Origin of the sequence: Sphingomonas sp. Leaf21, assembly GCF_916858675.1 — a bacterium.
Classification (GTDB): Bacteria; Pseudomonadota; Alphaproteobacteria; order Sphingomonadales; family Sphingomonadaceae; genus Sphingomonas.
Map to the genome: position 1 here is coordinate 107,345 of NZ_CAKASM010000002.1, position 17,159 is coordinate 124,503.

17 protein-coding genes and 1 tRNA gene are annotated in these 17,159 nt (G+C 68.8%); 14 read left to right on the plus strand and 4 right to left on the minus strand.

Annotated elements, in window-relative coordinates; all coding sequences use genetic code 11:
* Positions 1-48: 48 nt before the first annotated feature.
* Genes LRP66_RS03080 through LRP66_RS03090 form a run of 3 tightly spaced genes read right to left on the minus strand, consistent with a single transcriptional unit; the run spans position 49 to position 6,165 of the window.
* Entirely contained in the window at positions 49-2,631 is a 2,583-nt protein-coding gene (locus LRP66_RS03080) for a cellulosome protein (RefSeq protein ID WP_230481042.1), read from the minus strand.
* A gap of 23 nt (positions 2,632-2,654) precedes the next feature.
* A complete protein-coding gene (locus LRP66_RS03085) occupies positions 2,655-4,049 on the minus strand; it encodes an MFS transporter (RefSeq protein ID WP_230481043.1) in 1,395 nt (464 codons plus the stop codon).
* A 58-nt stretch (positions 4,050-4,107) separates the two neighbouring features.
* Positions 4,108-6,165, minus strand: coding sequence for a glycoside hydrolase family 31 protein (locus LRP66_RS03090; protein WP_230481044.1), 2,058 nt, complete (start codon positions 6,163-6,165; stop codon positions 4,108-4,110).
* A 119-nt stretch (positions 6,166-6,284) separates the two neighbouring features.
* On the opposite strand from LRP66_RS03090, the gene LRP66_RS03095 reads away from it, so the two are divergent.
* Positions 6,285-7,340, plus strand: a complete 1,056-nt coding sequence (locus LRP66_RS03095; protein WP_230481045.1) for a substrate-binding domain-containing protein — start codon at positions 6,285-6,287, stop codon at positions 7,338-7,340.
* A gap of 258 nt (positions 7,341-7,598) precedes the next feature.
* Positions 7,599-9,452 carry a glycoside hydrolase family 127 protein gene (locus tag LRP66_RS03100; RefSeq protein ID WP_230481194.1) on the plus strand — a complete coding sequence of 618 codons (1,854 nt, stop codon included), beginning with the start codon at positions 7,599-7,601 and terminating at the stop codon, positions 9,450-9,452.
* Positions 9,453-9,561: 109 nt separating this feature from the next.
* Here LRP66_RS03100 and LRP66_RS03105 read toward each other — a convergent pair.
* A tRNA-Val gene (locus tag LRP66_RS03105) sits at positions 9,562-9,637 on the minus strand.
* A gap of 167 nt (positions 9,638-9,804) precedes the next feature.
* On the opposite strand from LRP66_RS03105, the gene LRP66_RS03110 reads away from it, so the two are divergent.
* From LRP66_RS03110 to LRP66_RS03165, 12 genes are all read left to right on the plus strand, one after another.
* Entirely contained in the window at positions 9,805-10,281 is a 477-nt protein-coding gene (locus tag LRP66_RS03110) for a hypothetical protein (protein ID WP_230481046.1), read from the plus strand.
* Complete coding sequence (locus LRP66_RS03115; RefSeq protein WP_230481047.1) at positions 10,281-11,591, plus strand: DNA-packaging protein; 1,311 nt, start codon at positions 10,281-10,283, stop codon at positions 11,589-11,591. The genes LRP66_RS03110 and LRP66_RS03115 overlap by 1 nt, the downstream gene beginning before the upstream one ends.
* 152 nt (positions 11,592-11,743) lie before the next feature.
* Positions 11,744-12,847: a phage portal protein gene (locus tag LRP66_RS03120; protein WP_230481048.1), complete on the plus strand. Its 1,104-nt coding sequence runs from the start codon at positions 11,744-11,746 to the stop codon at positions 12,845-12,847.
* On the plus strand, positions 12,844-13,149 hold the full coding sequence (locus LRP66_RS03125; RefSeq protein ID WP_230481049.1) for a DUF6127 family protein: 306 nt from the start codon (positions 12,844-12,846) through the stop codon (positions 13,147-13,149). The genes LRP66_RS03120 and LRP66_RS03125 overlap by 4 nt, the downstream gene beginning before the upstream one ends.
* Positions 13,146-13,526: an HK97 family phage prohead protease gene (locus LRP66_RS03130; RefSeq protein WP_230481050.1), complete on the plus strand. Its 381-nt coding sequence runs from the start codon at positions 13,146-13,148 to the stop codon at positions 13,524-13,526. Before LRP66_RS03125 ends, LRP66_RS03130 begins: the two co-directional genes overlap by 4 nt.
* A 1-nt stretch (position 13,527) precedes the next feature.
* Positions 13,528-14,526, plus strand: coding sequence for a phage major capsid protein (locus LRP66_RS03135; protein WP_230481051.1), 999 nt, complete (start codon positions 13,528-13,530; stop codon positions 14,524-14,526).
* 200 nt (positions 14,527-14,726) lie between these two features.
* A complete protein-coding gene (locus LRP66_RS03140) occupies positions 14,727-15,224 on the plus strand; it encodes a hypothetical protein (RefSeq protein ID WP_230481052.1) in 498 nt (165 codons plus the stop codon).
* A complete protein-coding gene (gene gp17, locus LRP66_RS03145; protein WP_230481053.1) occupies positions 15,221-15,610 on the plus strand; it encodes a tail completion protein gp17 in 390 nt (129 codons plus the stop codon). Before LRP66_RS03140 ends, gp17 begins: the two co-directional genes overlap by 4 nt.
* A 13-nt stretch (positions 15,611-15,623) precedes the next feature.
* Complete coding sequence (locus LRP66_RS03150; protein WP_230481054.1) at positions 15,624-16,031, plus strand: phage major tail protein, TP901-1 family; 408 nt, start codon at positions 15,624-15,626, stop codon at positions 16,029-16,031.
* A complete protein-coding gene (locus tag LRP66_RS03155) occupies positions 16,028-16,342 on the plus strand; it encodes a gene transfer agent family protein (protein ID WP_230481055.1) in 315 nt (104 codons plus the stop codon). Before LRP66_RS03150 ends, LRP66_RS03155 begins: the two co-directional genes overlap by 4 nt.
* A 32-nt stretch (positions 16,343-16,374) precedes the next feature.
* Entirely contained in the window at positions 16,375-16,539 is a 165-nt protein-coding gene (locus tag LRP66_RS03160) for a phage tail assembly chaperone (protein WP_443026654.1), read from the plus strand.
* On the plus strand, positions 16,532-17,113 hold the full coding sequence (locus tag LRP66_RS03165; protein ID WP_230481057.1) for a tail tape measure protein: 582 nt from the start codon (positions 16,532-16,534) through the stop codon (positions 17,111-17,113). Before LRP66_RS03160 ends, LRP66_RS03165 begins: the two co-directional genes overlap by 8 nt.
* Positions 17,114-17,159: the final 46 nt, after the last annotated feature.

Consider the following 17,159-nt stretch of genomic DNA (forward strand, 5'->3'; position numbering starts at 1 on the left):
TCGAAATCCGGGCGCGCCGTGTTCGGCGTCACCCCGGAATCCGGTCGTTCAGGGCATGGGTGAGACGGTGATCCGGTCGATATTGGGTGCGAAGCGCGATCGGAGCAGGACGCCGGGCCAGGTCTTGGACGCAGGGGTGCGGCCGTCCCAGTCGGGCTGTTCCTCGCCCGCGATACGGATGCTGTTGGCCCCGGCGCGCAGGGTCACCGGCACCGTCATCTCCCACCAGTTGTTGGCGTGGAAGCTGTTGGGGAAGGTCGCCAGGATCGGCTTGGCGCCGTTGACCGAGATGCGCGCGATCCGGGCGAGCGGATCGGGATTGTAATGCGTCGCCTTGGACTGTTCGTCGTTCGAGAAGCGGATGGTCAGCGCATAGGTCCCCGCCTTGTCCGCGACGACCCTGGGGAAGGTCAGCGTGTTGCCGTTGCCCGGCGCACCACCGATGTCGAATACCGCGCGTCCGCCGCTGGCCAGCGACGCGGTGCCGATCCGCGTGGTCCCGGCGACCTGCGCACCCTCCGCCTCGTAGCGGCGGGGGGCTTGGGGCGCGGGCTCGCGCGTGACGGTCAGGGCGCGAAGACCCGCGGTTCCCGACACCTCGACCTTGTTGATCCCGCCGAGCAGGAACGCGTCGCCACCCGACAGCGGCCGGTCGTTGACGCGGATGGTGACCGGGCCGCGCGCATCGGCGGCCAGTTTCGCCGCCCCGTCCTGCGCGCCGTATACCCAGAAGGTCGCGGTCTCGCCCTTCAGCATCGCGTCGCGCACGTCGTAGCGGACGGTGGTCGCGGCGGGGTCGGCGGCGGTCAGCGTGATCCGGTCGACCAGCGCGTTGCCGCGCGTCGCCCTTGTGCCGTCCAGGCTGCGCGTCGCGAGCGTCAGGACATGCTGGCCGCGCGTCAGGGTGACGATCGTATCGACATGATCGAGCACTGCGGGCTTGTATCCCAGCGGCAGGAACAGCTCGGTCTCGCCCGCCTTCTTGCCGTCGATCCGGAGGAAGACGTTGGTCGCCCCCTGATCGGTGACCAGCGGATCCTTGTTGAAGGTGCTGGCGAGCACGCGCAGGTCGTAGCGACCGGTGCGCGGCACCGCGACCGCGAAGTCGAGCGCGGCGTCGCCGCCGGTCCTGAACCCCTCGACCGAGTAGCCACCCGAGGTGTGGAAGCGGTCGACATGGTCGGGCGAGCCCTCCGGCCCGCGTACCGCCAGGCCCTGGCCCCGCCGTGTCGCCTTCTCCGCCTCGTAATCCTGTCGCCAGGGCAGGGCGACGGCGGGGGCCTGCGTCCCTTCCGCAGGCGTGAGCAGCAACTCATAGGCCGCTTCTTCGCGCAGCGCGGGCAGGCCGTCCCGACCGAAGGTCAGCGCGATCTGGCCGTCCTTCACCGGCATCGTCCGCTCCGCCATCGTGACCGGCGGGGCGGAATCGCCCAATTGTCCGGTCCAGCCGATCTCGCGGACGCGCACCCGGACCTCGGGGCCGAACGCGGCGGGGACATGCGCCAGCGCGATCGTCGCGTCGCCGCTCTTGCCGCCGAACAGCAGGCGCATCTGCCGCCGCGCGGGGTCGAGTGTCGCCAGCCCCTGCAGCGTATAGCTCTGGTCGGGATGCGGCGGGGTGACGGCCAGCGTATGGCCGCTCATCGTCGCATAGGCGTTGAGCAGCCACCATTGCCCGTTGCCGCGATTGGCCTGGACGGCGGAGTCGCTGAGATTCCCGTCGATATTCCAATAGGCGATGTCGGCGTCGACCTTGGAATCCTCGATCGCCGCGACCCACTGCACCATCTGGCCGGGGACGGACGTGTGGTAGTTATAGGCATATTCGTTGATGTTGACGGGCAGGTGGCGGCCCTGCCATTTGGTGCCCGCGAACAGCCGGTCCTCCCATTCGCGATACTTGCGCACGCTGGTCCGCACCGCCGCCGGGTTGCTCAGCTCGTGCCAGGTTACGACGTCGGGCATGGTATCGGCCGCGATGGCGTGACGCAGGAAGCCCTCGACCTCGGGATAGAGGATGCTGGTATTGGGCCCCGCGATCCGCGCGCCGGGCAGCTCCTGGCGGATCATCCGCACCGCCCGGTCCCAGGCGTCGTTGAAGGCGGTCGGGTCCTTCTGCCACTTCACGCCGTTGCAGCTCTTGGGGCCGTCCGCGAACATGTTGCCATCGGGTTCGTTATAGGGAACGAAGACGATCCGGTCGCGATAGCGCGGGGCCATCGCCTTCACCTGGCGGACCTGGGCGCGCAACTGCTCGATATAATGCGAGACCGACCGGGCGCAGTCGCCGGTCTTCCAGTTGTACGGGAATTCGCGGTTGATATCGGTCATGTAGATATAAGTGTCGCCGCCGGACGCATCGGTCAGCAATGTCGAGACCTCCAGCGCGTCCGCACCCGGATGCTGCGGCCCGTCCTGCGCCTTGGTCGAGACGGTGCGGAGACCGATCCCCTCGACCAGATTGGGATGCGGCAGCCGGGCATCGTAGAGGCCGTAGAGCGTTCCCGACGCGCCGCCATGAAACGCGCCCGTATCGCTGGCCAGATCGACGGTCAGCCGCTCCTGCGCGACGGCGGCGATGGAGGTCGAGCCGAGCAGCGTGGCGAGGATCAGGCGAAGGGGCGAGGACATGGGGCGGGCTTTCGGCTGGAAGGTCATGCGGGACGCTCGGCGGTCATGCGCTCGATCGTCGCGCGGTTCAGGATCAGGCGGGCGGCGGTGGCGGCCAGCGCCAGATGCATCAAGCCGGGGATGACGGTCGAGAGCGCGCGGATGCCGGTCAGGGACAAGGGCGTCTGATTGCCCGCCCCCGCCTTGTACGACACGATGACCAGGACGCCGCTGATCAGCACGCCCGCCAGCGCCCAGGCGAGTTTGACGAAGAACTGGTTGAAGGCGAAGCTCATGCCCGAGGAGCGCATCCCGAGCTTCCACTCGCCATATTGGTCGGCGAGCTGGATCAGGGTGAAGTGCAGCGGCAGGGTGCAGCCCAGCACGATGCAGCACAGGCCGACCAGCACCAGCCACAGGATCGGATAGCCGCCCGGCACGAAGAAGGCGGCGAAATGTCCCGCGACCAGGATCAGGTTCACCCAGACATAGACGGTCTTCACGTCGAAACGCCGGGTGAAGAAGGGGACGATCACCGAACCCAGGAACCCGCCCGCGGTCGCGATGCCGAAGAACAGCGCCTGATAGGTGGTGTCGCCACCCAGCACATAGGTGATGAAATAGAGCGCCGCGCCGCCCTTGGTATTGAAGATGCCGATCAGCAGCAGCGTCATGACGAAGGTCAGGCGCAACTGGTCGTTCTTCAGCGTGGTGGCGATGGCGACCTTCAGCGGCACCTCGGCACTGTCGGCGGCGACCACCCGCTCGCGCACGAACAGGAAGCAGATCAGGAACATGACCACGGCGGCCAGGCTGAGGATCGCCACCCCGTCGCGATAGCCGCGCGCGATGTCGGTGCCGCCCAACTGGCGGACCATGATCGGCAGTCCGACCGACACGCAGAAGGAGGCGATGGCGACCAGCGCGAAACGCACCGACTGGCACGCCACGCCTTCGCGCGCGCTGTCGGTCATGCGGGTGATGAGGGCGCAATAGGGGACGTTGTTGAGCGAATAGGAGAAGGCGAGCAGGAAATAGGTGACAGCCGCATAGGCGACCTTGCCGTCATAGCCGAGGTCGGGGGACTGGAAGGTCAGGAAACAGGCGAGGCCGACGGGGATCGCGGTCCACAGCAGATAGGGGCGGAACCGGCCCCAGCGGGTCGAGGTGCGGTCGGCCATGATCCCGATCAGGGGATCGGACACCGCGTCGAAGATGCGCAGCGACAGGAACAGGATGCCGACGATCCCCGGCGCCAGGCCGAAGACGTCGGTGTAATAGAAGGTCAGGAAATTGGCGATCAGCCCGGTGACGATCGTGCCGCCCGCATCGCCCAGCCCGTAGCAGAGCTTTTCGACGAACGGGATCGACGCGGCCTGACCATCGGTCGGTTGCGGTTCCGTCGTTCCCATGGCGTGGTCGGCGATCGATAGTGCCATTGTCCTGTCCCTTATCCCCGGTTCGCCTTTGACGATCCCGCCCTGTCCTGTCCCGCGATCACGTCCGCGCGTCGAAAGCGTCCGCCACGCCCGCACCGTCGCGCACGAAGACGGGTATCCGCTCGACCGGGGCGGCGCAGGCGATGTCGACGCCGCCCTCGACCCGCTCCCCCGTCCAGACGTCGCGCCAGATGCCGTGGGGCAGATAGACGCGCCGTTCCGTCACACCGCCCGCGGTCACCGGGGCGACCAGCAGATCGGGGCCGAACATATATTGATCGTCCACCGCCCAGGCGCGGGGATCGTCGGGATAGTCGTAGAATATCGGCCGCATCAGCGGATCGCCACGCTCATGCGCCGCCCGCATCAGCGACGCGACATAGGGGCGCAGCCGCTCGCGCAGGGCGGCATAATCGCGCAGGATCGCGAATACCGGCTCGCCGAAGCTCCACAATTCGTTGCCCGCGCCCGTATCGCACTGGGCGACGCCGTCGCGGAACGGCTCGGCGGGCGGGGTGATCGGATCGCGGTGCCCGTGCATCCGCAGGATCGGCGTGAACACCGCCCATTGGAACCAGCGGATCATCAGTTCGTGGAAGGCGGGATCCTCGACATCGCCGCCATGGAAGCCGCCGATATCGGTGGTCCACCACGGAATGCCCGCCATCGCCATGTTCAATCCGGCGCTCAGCTGGTTGCGCATCGCCTCGAACGAGGAATGGATGTCCCCCGACCAGACCAGCGCGCCGTAACGCTGGCTGCCCGCCCAGGCGCAGCGAACCAGGCTGACGATCTCCGTCTCCCCCTCGGCGCGAAGCCCGTCGTGAAAGGCCTGGGCGTAATGGAGCGGATAGGCGTTGCCGATCTCCAGCACGCTGCCCGCGTGATAACGGTAATTGTCGAAGTCGTAGGCGCTGTACTCGGGCTCGGCCTCGTCCAGCCAGAACAGCGCGACACCCTTGTCGCGGTAGTTGCGCTTCGCGGTCCGCCACAGGAAATCGCGCGCGCCGGGATGAGTGACGTCGATGAAGCGGGTATTGCCGAGGAATTCCTGCTGCACGTCCAGCCCGCGCATCGCGCGCACCAGATAGCCCTTTTCGGCCATCCTGGCGTAATTCTCCGAACGGTGATCGACCGTCGGCCAGACCGAGACGAGCAACTCGGTCCCCATCGCCTTCAACTCGGCGGTCATCGCGGCGGGATCGGGCCATTCGCGCTCGTCGAACCGCCAGTCGCCCTGTACCGGCCAGTGGAAGAAATCAGCGACGATCACCGCCAGCGGAATGCCGCGCGCATGATAGTCGCGGGCGACCGCCAGCAACTCGTCCTGCGTGCGGTAGCGCAGCTTGCTCTGCCACAAGCCCAGGGCATGGTCGGGCATCATCGGCACGGTGCCGGTGACGGCGGCATAGTTGCGCAGGATGTCCGCCGGGCGCTCGGCGGCGGTGATCCAGTAATCGATCTCGCGCGCCGCCCGCGCGGTCCATGTCGCGCCATTGGCGGCGAAATGCACCTCGCCCACGGCGGGGATGTTCCACAGCAGGCCATAGCCCTGGCTCGACACGACGAAGGGGACGCTCGCCTGCGAATTGCGCTGCGCCAGTTCCAGCGTGCAGCCCGCCAGGTCGAGATTGGGCTGTTGATACTGGCCCATGCCATAGAGGCGCTCGCCCGACTTCGCCTCGAACCGAACGGTGATCCGCGCGACATCGCCGGGCAGCGGCTTGAACTCGCGCCCCGACAGCCCGAGTGCGCTGATCGTCCGCACCTCATCGGTGCCGACGGTCCAGTATTTGCTGATCGTGTCGCGTTGCCGCCACTTTTCCTCGAGCAGCAGCTCGCCGCGCGCGTTCAGGAAGCGAACGCGGCCCTGGAGATCGACTTCCGCCGTGATGGATCCTTGCGTGATCCGCGCCGTGCCGCCGTCACGCGTGATGACGGGGGCGGGCCCATTATCGTCCGCCGACGCAGCGAGCAGCGCCCCGGCGCGTGCGCCGCGATCGGGAAAGCACGAGGCCCGCAGCCGCAGGCCGTCCGCGCCATGCGCCTCGATCCGCAGCCATTCGCCGTCATAGGACCAGCAAAGCGCGCGCGCCTCCAGGGCGAGTGTGTGCAAACCCGTCTTCCTCTCATCGCCATTCTTTGATGGCCGTAAACGTTTACGGATAATCACTCGGACAAACCCGACTGTCAATGCCCCTTGTGCGGATCGCTTTGCACCGCGATCACAGGCACATGGACATACGCGAGCTTGCCAGTCACCTGGGCCTGTCGATCGGCACGGTGTCGCGCGCGCTGAACGATCGCAAGGACGTCAGCCCCGCCACGCGGACGCGGGTGGTGGAGGCGGCGCGGGAGGTCGGCTATATCCCCAACCAGTCCGGCCGGACGCTGCGTAGCGGGCGAACGGGAACCGTCGGCTTCATGCTGACGCTGGAGCATGACAGCGCGATCCATGGCGATCCGTTCTTCATGGCGCTGCTCGAGGGGTTGCAGGACGGCCTGGGCGAGCATGACCTCGACCTCGTCGTGTTGCTCGCGCGCAAGGGGGAGGACGGGCTGACCTTTTTGCGGCGGCACGTGTCGCGCCGAACCGTCGATGGCTGGGTGCTGTCGGGGACGCAGCATGACGATCCGCGCATCGCCTTCCTGCTCGATCACAACATTCCCTTCGTCGCGCTGGGGCGGACCGACACGCCGCGCGACTATGCCTGGATCGACCTGGATTTCGAAGGCGTGGTGGACGAGGCGATGGCGCTGCTGACCGGGGCGGGGCATCGCCGGATCGGGCTGGTCGCGCCGCCCGCGACGATCAATAACAGCCATATCGTCGTGCAGCGCTACCGCGACGCGCTGGCGCAGGCCGGAATCGGCTACGACCCCGCGCTGGTCCATCACGGCGAGACCGACGAAAGCGATGGCGAGGCGACCGCGCGCGAGCTGATGGCGCTGGCCGATCGCCCGACCGCGCTGCTGCTGATGGGCGAAACCGCGCCCGTCGGGGCCTATCGCGCCTTGCGGCGGCTGGGGCTGGAGCCCGGGCGCGACGTGGCGGTGATCGGGCTGCGCGACAATCCCGCCTGCCGCGCGCTGTCACCGGACCTGACCTGCTTCTCGCTGGAGCTGGGCGATCTCGGCCTTGCGCTGGCCAAGGCGCTGGTCGCGATGCTGCCGGGCGATCGACGCGGTGCGGAGCCGCCGGTCCGGATGCTCTGGCACATGGCCTTGCGACAGGGCGAGAGCCACCGGGCAGACAGGGCAAAGGGGGGCATGACGACAGAAACGGCGTGATCGCCGTATCTTATGTCGGACAATTGATCGCGATCAAGTCGGTCGATAGCTTCGGCCCGAGCGCTCGGCTACGCACTCGTAAACGTTATCGAGGATGGAATCCAAAAAGCGGTTGCGTCGTGGGCGTGCCGATCGCTACCCTCCGGCCAAAGAGAATAGTCGGAGAAGATCGTGCGCTCATGCTGCCACACACCGTCGCGTCGCGACGTCCTCGCCACCGCCAGCATCGGCGCGTTGGCGACCGGGTGGGGGGCGGTGATGCCCGCCGCCGCATGGGCTCAGGCCAAGCCGACGGCGATGGCGCGCCCCGCCGTTCTCCAGCCCTTCGACATGGCGGACGTGACACTGGGCGAGGGGCCTTTCCTCCACGCGCAGAAGATGACCGAGGCGTATCTGATGCGGCTGCAACCCGATCGGATGTTGGCCAATTTCCGCAAGAATGCGGGGCTGAAGCCCAGGGCGCCCGTCTATGGCGGCTGGGAATCGGAGCCGATGTGGGACGAGATCAATTGCCACGGCCATACGCTGGGCCATTATCTGTCCGCCTGCGCGCTCGCCTACCGGTCGACCGGGGACAAGCGCTATCGCCAGCGGATCGACTATATCGCGAACGAATTGGCCGCCTGCCAGCAGGCGGCGGGGACCGGCCTGGTCTGCGCCTTCCCCAAGGGCCCCGCGCTGGTCGCGGCGCATCTGCGTGGCGAGCCGATCACGGGCGTCCCCTGGTACACGCTGCACAAGGTCTATGCGGGGCTTCGCGACTCGGTGTTGCTGGCGGGCAGCGAGCCGTCGCGCGCGGTGCTGATCCGACTGGCCGACTGGGGCGTGGTGGCGACCAGGCCGCTGTCCGACGAACAGTTCGAGACGATGCTGCAGACCGAATATGGCGGCATGAACGAGATCTACGCCGATCTGTATTTCATGACCGGCAATCAGGATTATGCCCGCGTCGCCGAGCGCTTCTCGCAAAAGGCGATCATGAATCCGCTCGCCAAGGGCCAGGATCATCTCGACGGGCTGCACGCCAATACGCAGGTGCCCAAGATCATCGGCTTCCAGCGCGTCTTTGAGGCGACGGGCAACGACGCCTATCACAATGCGGCGTCCTTCTTCTGGCGGACGGTCGCGCATACCCGCTCCTTCGCGACCGGCGGACACGGTGACGGCGAGCATTTCTTCGCCATGGCCGATTTCGACAAGCATGTCTTCTCGGCCAAGGGGTCGGAAACCTGCTGCCAGCACAATATGCTGAAGCTGACCCGCGCGCTTTTCCTGCACGACCCGCGCGCGGAATATGCCGATTATTACGAGCGGACGCTCTACAACGGCATCCTCGCCTCGCAGGATCCGGACTCGGGCATGGCGACCTATTTCCAGGGCGCGCGGCCGGGCTATATGAAACTGTACCACACGCCGGAGGACAGTTTCTGGTGCTGCACCGGCACCGGCATGGAAAATCACGTCAAGTATCGCGACTCGATCTACTTCCATGACGGCGATTCGCTCTATGTGAACCTGTTCATCCCCTCGACGCTGAAATGGGCCGACAAGGGCGCGGTGCTGACCCAGGCGACGCGGTTCCCGGAGGCGGGGAATACCCAGTTCCGGTGGCAGCTCCGCCAGCCGACCGAATTGACGCTCAAGCTCCGCCACCCGAAATGGAGCCGGACCGCGACGCTGTTGGTCAACGGCGCCGAGGTGTCGCGATCGGACAAGCCCGGCAGCTATGCGGACGTGACCCGGACCTGGAAGACCGGCGACACGGTCGAATGGCGGATGGTGATGGAACCCGGCGTCGAAAGCGCCCCCGCCGCGCCGGAGATCGTCGCCTTCACCTATGGCCCGCTGGTGCTGGCGGGCGCGCTGGGTCGCGAGGGGTTGTCGCCGGGCGCGGACATCATCGTCAACGAACGGAAATACGGCGATTATAACAACACGCCGTTCCAGGCCCCGACGCTGTCCGGCGAACCCGACGACCTGACGAAAAGGATCGCCGCGTCGGGCAAGCCGCTGGAATTCACCATCCCCGCGGCGGACGGCCAGCCGGTGCGGCTGGTCCCATACCACAGCATCGCGCACGAACGGTACGCGACCTATTGGAAGCTGGCCTGATCGCGGACCCTGTGATGGCTGGAACCACCCCGGCGACCGCCGGGGTCCAGTAGCCACGCCGTCGCGGCGATCAGCACGATGCGAATTGTTCGCGCGGCGGCGGGGAAACTGGTGGGCGATGACGGGCTCGAACCGCCGACATTCTCGGTGTAAACGAGACGCTCTACCGACTGAGCTAATCGCCCCCTTTCGGGAAGACCGCCTAATGCCGATGGCCTTGCCGTCTGGCAAGCCGCTTTTGTGCGGCCAACCAAATAGGTTCCTTTGTTGGATACAAGATCGATAGCATCAGGTACATAACAGGAACATCGAGGGCGCTGGACGTCGCGCTCGATGCTTCGGGGGAGCGGGGATGGCCGGAACGGGGGAGGGCGCGCGGTGGACGCTGGCGCGGCGGCGGCAATTCCTGGCGGCGCTGGCGGTCAGTGCCGATGCTGGCGTGGCGGCTCGGGCGGTGGGAGAGACGCTCGGTGCGGCCCGTTCGCTGCGGCGGCGCGACCGGGCCTTTGGCGAGGCCTGGGACGAGGCGATCGGCGCGGCGCACGCGCTGGTCGAGGAAGGACTGCTGCGCCGGATGCTGGCCCTGTTGGCCGGGGAGCAGGAGGAGGGCGGAGAGGCCGGTGCGGGGACCGCCGGCCTCTCCATCACCCCGCCGCTCCAGGCGACCGAGGTGCAACTTTATCTGAAGCTGCTCGCACGCCGCGATGCGCTGGTCCAGGCGGGTGACGCCGGAAGCGAGGCGGCGCGGGTAAGTGCGGCGGAGACCGATGCGGCGCTGGAACGCGCGCTCGATGGCCTGGCGCGGCGGCGGTTGAAGGGGATGGCGTGATGGCGGGGGAGGATGCGGCGACGCGGCTCGCCGCGCTGGCGCTGCTGGCACCGGAGGCACGCGAACAGGCGCTGGCGGCGCTGACGTCGGCGCAGAAGCGCGAACTGATCGAACGGTGGGAATTATGGGCGCATGACGGACAGGTCGCGCCGCCGGGCGACTGGCGCGTCTGGCTGATCCGCGCGGGACGCGGCTTCGGCAAGACGCGGGCGGGGGCGGAGTGGGTGAGTGCGCTCGCCCGCGACAATCCGGGGGCGCGGATCGCGCTGATGGGGGCGACCCTGCGCGATGTCGAGCGGGTGATGGTGCGCGGCGAAAGCGGGCTGCTGGCGGTGGCGCGCAAGGGCGAGCGGCCCAAATGGATCGGCAGCCTGGGGCAGGTGCATTTCGCGTCGGGCGCGATCGGCTTCGCCTATTCGGCGGCGGCGCCCGAGGCGTTGCGCGGCCCGCAGCATCATGCCGCCTGGTGCGACGAACTGGGCAAGTGGAAGGGGGAGGCCGGGTGGGACAATCTGATGATGACGCTCCGTCTGGGCGATTTTCCTCGCGTGCTGGTCACGACCACGCCGCGTGCGACGCCCCTGATGCGCAAGGTCATGGCGCTGCCCGATTGCGTCGAGACGATCGGGCGGACCAGCGACAATGCGCATCTGCCCGACAGTTTCCAGGAGGCGATGCTCGCGCAATATGGCGACACGCGGCTGGGGCGCCAGGAACTGGATGGCGAGATGGTCGACGACCGCGAGGGTGCGCTGTGGACCCGCGCGCTGCTCGATCGGCAACGCGCCAAGGCGGTGCCCGCGCTCGACCGGGTGGTGATCGGCGTCGATCCGCCCGCGACCAGCAGCGGCGATGCCTGCGGGATCGTCGCGGTCGGGCTGGGGCGCGACGGCCATGGCTATGTGCTGGAGGATGCGAGCGAAGCGGGACTGTCGCCCGAGGGCTGGGCGGCACGGGTGGCAGGCTGTGCCCGGCGCAACCGCGCGGACCGGGTGGTGGCGGAGCGCAACCAGGGCGGCGACATGGTGGAAAGCGTGCTGCGGCTCGCCGACCCGACTTTGCCGGTGCATCTGGTCTATGCCTCCACGGGCAAGGCCGCGCGGGCGGAGCCGGTGTCGTTCCTCTATGCGCAGGGACGGGTCTGGCACGGCCGGGGGTTTCCCGCGCTGGAGGATGAATTGTGCGGGTTGGGCGTGGCGGGGGCCTATGAGGGGCCCGGCCGCTCGCCGGATCGCGCGGATGCGCTGGTCTGGGCGCTGACCGAGCTGATGCTGTCGGGACGCGGACCGCCGGGGATACGGAATTTGTGAGCTGATCCTCCCCGGAACGGGGAGGGGGACCGCCGCGAAGCGGTGGTGGAGGGGGATCGCCGCTGGGCGAGTCCTGTGTGGAAGCCCCCCTCCGTCAGCGCTGCGCGCTGCCACCTCCCCGTACCGGGGAGGAGTGATTGAGGAGCAAGACGATGAGGATGTTCGGTCGCAAGACCGGGCGGGGGGCCGCGCGTCCGCTGCTCGGGTTGGGGTTGGCGCGGTCGGGGGTGCCGCTGACGGGCTCGGCGCCGTCCTATGAGACGCAGGTGCGCGAGGGTTACTTGCGCAACCCGGTGGCGCAGCGCGCGGTGCGGATGGTCGCGGGCGGGCTGGCCGATGCGCCGCTCGCCGCCTCGCATCCCGAACTGGTCGCGCTGGTCGCGGCGCGCAGCGAGGGGCAGGCGCTGCTGGAGACGGTGGCCACCCATCTGCTGCTGCACGGCAATGCCTATGTGCAGATCCTGCGCGATGCCGAGGGGGATGTCGTCGAGCTGTTCGCGCTTCGCCCCGAGCGGGTGACGATGGAACTGGACGCGAGCGGCTGGCCCGCCGCCTATCTCTACCGGGCGGGCGGGCGTGCGACCAAGCTGTCGGTCGATCCGGTGAAGCCGCAGGTGATTCACGTTAAAAGCTGCCACCCGCTCGACGACCATTATGGTCTGGGTTGTCTGGGCGCGGCGGCGGGGGCGATCGCGATCCACAATGCGGCCGCCGCCTGGAACCGCGCGCTGCTCGACAATGCGGCGCGGCCGTCGGGGGCCCTGGTCTATGATCCGGGCGACGGATCGACCCTGACGCCCGACCAGTTCGAGCGGTTGCGCGCCGAGATGGAGGGATTCGCGGGCAGCGGCAATGCCGGGCGTCCGCTGCTGCTGGAAGGCGGGCTGAAGTGGCAGGCGATGAGCCTGACCCCGGCGGAACTGGATTTCATCGCGGCCAAGGCGTCGGCGGCGCGGGAGATCGCGCTCGCCTTCGGTGTGCCGCCGATGCTGCTCGGCCTGCCCGGCGACAATACCTATGCCAATTACCGCGAGGCGAACCGCGCGCTGTGGCGACAGGCGATCCTGCCGCTGGCGGGCGCGATCCTGAGCGGCTTGGCGCAGGGGCTGGCGGGCTGGTTCGAGAATGCGAACCTGTCGGTCGACATCAACCGCGTCACCGCACTGGCCGAGGAGCGCCAGATGCTCTGGGCGATGGCGGGGTCGGCGGACTTTCTCGATCCGGCGGAGAAGCGCGCCATGGTGGGGCTGTCATGAGCGGTGACGTTCTGGCCCGGCTGCTGGCGCAGGCGGCGGATAGCGGCGCGGACCTGGTGACACTGCGCGCGGTCGCCGAGGAGGCGGGCGAGCTGGGCGCGACGCGTGCGCTGACCCGGCTCGGCCTCGCCGATGCGGATGCGGCGGAGGATGTCGCCGAGTTGCGCGAGCTGCTGTCGGCCTGGCGCGAGGCCAAGTCGTCGGTGTGGAAAAGCGCCATGGGCTGGCTGACGCGGCTGCTCGGCGCGCTGCTGCTCGCGGGGATCGCGATGCGGCTGGGGATGGAGGACTGGCTGAAATGAGCCTGACCTTCACCGGCTATGCCGCGATCTGGGATCGGATGGACCGGGCGGGCGACGTCATGCGGCGCGGCGCCTTTGCGGGTGCGCCGCTGGTGCCGCTGCTCTGGCAGCATCGCGGCACCGCGATGGGGCGGGTGGTGAGCCTGAACGAGGACGATACCGGACTGGCGGTCGAGGGGACGGTCGACGATCCGGCGCTCGCCGCGATGGTGCGTGCGGGCACGGTGGCGGGTCTGTCGGTCGGATACCGCCCGCGTCGTGTCCATCAGGGCGCCGCCCGCGCGATCCTGTCGGCCGAACTGGTCGAGATCAGCCTGGTGGCGGTGCCGATGCAGCCGCTGGCCCGCGTGAATCATGTTGCAACCAAGGGGGACTGATATGGACGTGATCGAACGACCCGTGCTGGACGGCGCGGGCCCGAAGACGAACACCGCGTTCGACGGCTATGTGCGCAGCGGCGCCACCGTCGAGCTGAAGGCCTTTACCGGCACCACCGGCGACAGCGGCGGCTATGCCGTCCCGCGTGAGATCGATGCGACGATCGCCTCGGTCCTGCGCAACGTCTCGCCGATCCGCAGCATCGCCAATGTCGTGACGGTCGGCTCGGCGGGCTATCGCAAGCTGGTGACCACCGGCGGCACGCCGTCGGGCTGGGCGAGCGAGACGGCGGCGCGACCCGAAACGGCGACGCCGAGCTTCGTCGAACTCGCGCCGCCGATGGGCGAACTCTACGCCAATCCGTCGGCCAGCCAGGCGATGCTCGACGATGCGGCCTTCGACGTCGAGGGCTGGCTGGCAGGCGAGATCGCGACCGAGTTCGCGCGCGCCGAGGGGCAGGCCTTCGTCAACGGGTCCGGCGTCAACCGGCCCAAGGGCTTCCTCGCCAATCCCGTCTCCAGCGCCAAGGACGGCGTCCGGGCGTTCGGGACGCTGCAATATCTGGCGACGGGGACAAGCGGGGGTTTCGGCGACTCGCCCGAAGAGCGGCTGGTCGACTTCGTCCAGACGTTGCGCGCACCCTATCGCCAGGGCGCGTGCTTCGTGATGAACGCGTCGACGGCGGCGCGCATCCGCAAGATGAAGACGCTCGACGGCCAGTTCATCTGGGCACCGAGCCTGGCGGCGGGGCAGCCGACGACGCTGCTCGGCTATCCGGTGATCGAGGCGGAGGAGATGCCCGATATCGCCACCGACGCCTGCGCCATCGCGTTCGGCAACTTCCAGGCGGGCTATCTCATCACCGAGCGCGCCGAGACCGCGATCCTGCGTGATCCGTACAGCAACAAGCCGTTCGTCACCTTCTACGCGACGCGGCGCGTCGGTGGCTGTGTCAGCGATTCGGAGGCGATCAAGCTGCTGAAATTCTCGGCGGGCTGATCGGAAAAAATGCGGGGCAGCCGGCAGGGGGCTGCCCCGTAGTTCAGGGAGAATGCCGGACCCTGCCGGGGGAGGCGCTGGGTCGACATGGCCGGTGCCCAAGGGGGAGGCGGGCAGCGGCTGTCCGATCATCTGCCTGACAAGTGTGACGGCCATGTGTCCGGCTTGTCGCAACTTGTATCGGTGAAGGAGAATTCATCATGATGAGCGGGACGATCGAGCCCATTCCCGCCGCGGCGCTCTCCGCGGCGGCCGGGGCGGTGCGCCGACTGTTGCGGCTGGACGAAGGCAATGAGGCGGAACTGGTCGAACAGGTCGCGGGAGTGGCGCTCGGGCTGGCCGAGTCGTTCTGCGGCCGGGTGACGATCCGCCGGGTCGTCGAGGAATCGCTGCCGGGTGCCAGCGGATGGCAAACGCTGTCGATGGGGCCGGTGGTCGCGATCCTGTCGGGCGGCGAGGGCGAGATCGATCGCGATGCGCGCGGCTGGATCCGCACGCGCGTGGCGACGACGGTGCGCTACCGCGCGGGGATGGCCGAAAGCTGGGCGACGCTGCCGCCCGGGATCGCGCACGGCGTCGCGATCATGGGGGCGCATCTGTTCGACAATCGCGACGCCGCCGCCGTGCCGCCCGCCGCCGTCGCGGCGCTCTGGCGGCCCTGGCGGTCGATGCGGATCGATATGGCGAGGCGGGCATGACCGCGCGAGAGACTTTGCGCGATGCGATGCTGACGGCGTTGCGGGACGCGCTGCGGCCTTTGGCGGTGGCGGTGTTCGATGCCGTGCCGGTGCGCGCGGGGGTGCCGCACGCGGTGCTGGGCGAGCCGAGCGACAGCGACTGGGGCGCGGCGGGGATCGAGGGGCGCGAGATGCGCGCGACCGTCACGCTGGTCGACGAGGGCGAGAAGCCGCTGCGGCTGCGCGGCACGATGCGCGCGGCGGAGGACATCGTGCTGCCCGATCCGCTGGCCGGGGGCTGGCGGGTCGCGGGGCTCAGCGTCGTGGCGACGCGAATGGCGAAGACGGGCACCCGCTGGACGGCGGTGATCGAATGGCGCGCGCGATTGTGGCGCGTGGGGCAATAGGGGGGAGACGGACATGGCGATCGAAAAGGGAAGTGCCTTTCTGCTGAAGATCGGCGACGGGGCGGAACCGCCGTCCTTCGCGACGATGGCGGGGCTGCGCACCACGCAATTGTCGATCAACGGCGAGACGGTGGTGGTGACCAACAAGGATTCGGGCGGCTGGCGCGAATTGCTGTCGGGTGCGGGGGTGCGGCATGTCAGTGTCGCTGGCGCCGGCGTGTTCACCGGATCGGCGGCGGAGGCGCGGATGCGCGGCCATGCGCTCTCGGGCACGATCGAAACCTATCGGTTGAGCTTCGAGAGCGGCGGATCGATGACCGGCCGCTTCCTGGTCACCCGCCTCGACTATAGTGGGGATTTCGGGGGCGAACGGACCTACACGCTGGCGCTGGAGAGTTCCGGCCAGGTGGTGGCGGCATGAGCGCGGCGGCGAATCCGTTGCGCGGCGAGGCGGCGTTGCACATCGGCGGGGCGGAGATGGTCGTCCGGCCGAGTTTCCAGGCGCTGGTCGCCGCCGAGGGTGAGCTGGGCCCGTTGTTCGAACTCGTCGAGCGCGCCGGGGAGGGGAAGCTGTCGCTGCGCGAGGCGGCGGCGCTGATCTGGCATTGCCTGCACGACGTGCCCGAGGAGCTGAGCCGGGAGCAACTGGGCGAGGCGTTGATCGAGCTGGGGCTCGGCGCGCTGGCGCCGGTGCTGCGGCAATTGCTGCGCCAGATCCTGGGCGGGCGGTGAGCTTTTCGGACGAGGCGGGTCAGCTTGCGGGCATGGCGGGCGCGGTACTGGGATGGTCGCCCGACCGCTTCTGGCGTGCCACGCCCGCCGAGCTTCGCGCGGTGGTGACGGCGATGACGGGCATGGCGGGGATGGGCGGCGATCCGCCGTCCCCCGACCGCCTCGCCCGGTTGCGGGAGATGTATCCGGATGGATGAGCAGGAATGGGCGCCCCGCATCGACACGCGGGGCATCGCCGCCGACATGGCGGCGATGCGTGACGAGCTGTCGCGCGGGCTGGGCACGGCGGCGGAGATCGGCGCGCGGGCGGTCGAACATGCGCTGCTCCGCGCGGCGCGGACCGGCAAGTTCGGTTTCGAGGAGCTGAAGGCGACCGCGCTGTCGGTGCTCGACCAGATCGCTCGCATGGCGCTGCGCGACCTGCTCGGCCTGGCGCGCGGCGGCGGGCGGGGCGGGGAGGATGGCGACCGGGGCAGCGGCTGCTTCGGGAACGATGTGTTGAGCGGGCTGCTGTCGGGCCTGCCCGGCCGCGCGACCGGCGGGCCGGTGGCGCCCGACCGACCCTATCTGGTCGGCGAACGCGGTCCCGAGCTGTTCGTGCCGACCAGCAGCGGGCGGGTCGAGACGCTAGGCCCCGACGGCGGCGGTGGTTCGCGCGAGGTACGCGTGGCGATCACGATCAACGCCGGGGCAGGGCAGGCGGGCGACGTCCTGCAACGCTCCAGCCGCCAGGTCGCGCGGGCGGTGCGGGCGGCGCTGGCGGAGGATTGAGGGCGGGGGACCGCCGCGAAGCGGTGGTGGAGGGGCTTCCCCGGCA

What these genes read in the sequence shown, in the direction of transcription:
- LRP66_RS03080 (WP_230481042.1), bottom strand. Translation starts at nt 2,631, where the DNA reads ATGTCCTCGCCCCTTCGCCTGATCCTCGCCACGCTGCTCGGCTCGACC.
- LRP66_RS03085 (WP_230481043.1), bottom strand. Translation starts at nt 4,049, where the DNA reads ATGGCACTATCGATCGCCGACCACGCCATGGGAACGACGGAACCGCAA.
- LRP66_RS03095 (WP_230481045.1), top strand. Translation starts at nt 6,285, where the DNA reads ATGGACATACGCGAGCTTGCCAGTCACCTGGGCCTGTCGATCGGCACG.
- LRP66_RS03100 (WP_230481194.1), top strand. Translation starts at nt 7,599, where the DNA reads ATGCCCGCCGCCGCATGGGCTCAGGCCAAGCCGACGGCGATGGCGCGC.
- LRP66_RS03110 (WP_230481046.1), top strand. Translation starts at nt 9,805, where the DNA reads ATGGCCGGAACGGGGGAGGGCGCGCGGTGGACGCTGGCGCGGCGGCGG.
- LRP66_RS03115 (WP_230481047.1), top strand. Translation starts at nt 10,281, where the DNA reads ATGGCGGGGGAGGATGCGGCGACGCGGCTCGCCGCGCTGGCGCTGCTG.
- LRP66_RS03120 (WP_230481048.1), top strand. Translation starts at nt 11,744, where the DNA reads ATGAGGATGTTCGGTCGCAAGACCGGGCGGGGGGCCGCGCGTCCGCTG.
- LRP66_RS03125 (WP_230481049.1), top strand. Translation starts at nt 12,844, where the DNA reads ATGAGCGGTGACGTTCTGGCCCGGCTGCTGGCGCAGGCGGCGGATAGC.
- LRP66_RS03130 (WP_230481050.1), top strand. Translation starts at nt 13,146, where the DNA reads ATGAGCCTGACCTTCACCGGCTATGCCGCGATCTGGGATCGGATGGAC.
- LRP66_RS03135 (WP_230481051.1), top strand. Translation starts at nt 13,528, where the DNA reads ATGGACGTGATCGAACGACCCGTGCTGGACGGCGCGGGCCCGAAGACG.
- LRP66_RS03140 (WP_230481052.1), top strand. Translation starts at nt 14,727, where the DNA reads ATGATGAGCGGGACGATCGAGCCCATTCCCGCCGCGGCGCTCTCCGCG.
- gp17 (WP_230481053.1), top strand. Translation starts at nt 15,221, where the DNA reads ATGACCGCGCGAGAGACTTTGCGCGATGCGATGCTGACGGCGTTGCGG.
- LRP66_RS03150 (WP_230481054.1), top strand. Translation starts at nt 15,624, where the DNA reads ATGGCGATCGAAAAGGGAAGTGCCTTTCTGCTGAAGATCGGCGACGGG.
- LRP66_RS03155 (WP_230481055.1), top strand. Translation starts at nt 16,028, where the DNA reads ATGAGCGCGGCGGCGAATCCGTTGCGCGGCGAGGCGGCGTTGCACATC.
- LRP66_RS03160 (WP_443026654.1), top strand. Translation starts at nt 16,375, where the DNA reads ATGGCGGGCGCGGTACTGGGATGGTCGCCCGACCGCTTCTGGCGTGCC.
- LRP66_RS03165 (WP_230481057.1), top strand. Translation starts at nt 16,532, where the DNA reads ATGGATGAGCAGGAATGGGCGCCCCGCATCGACACGCGGGGCATCGCC.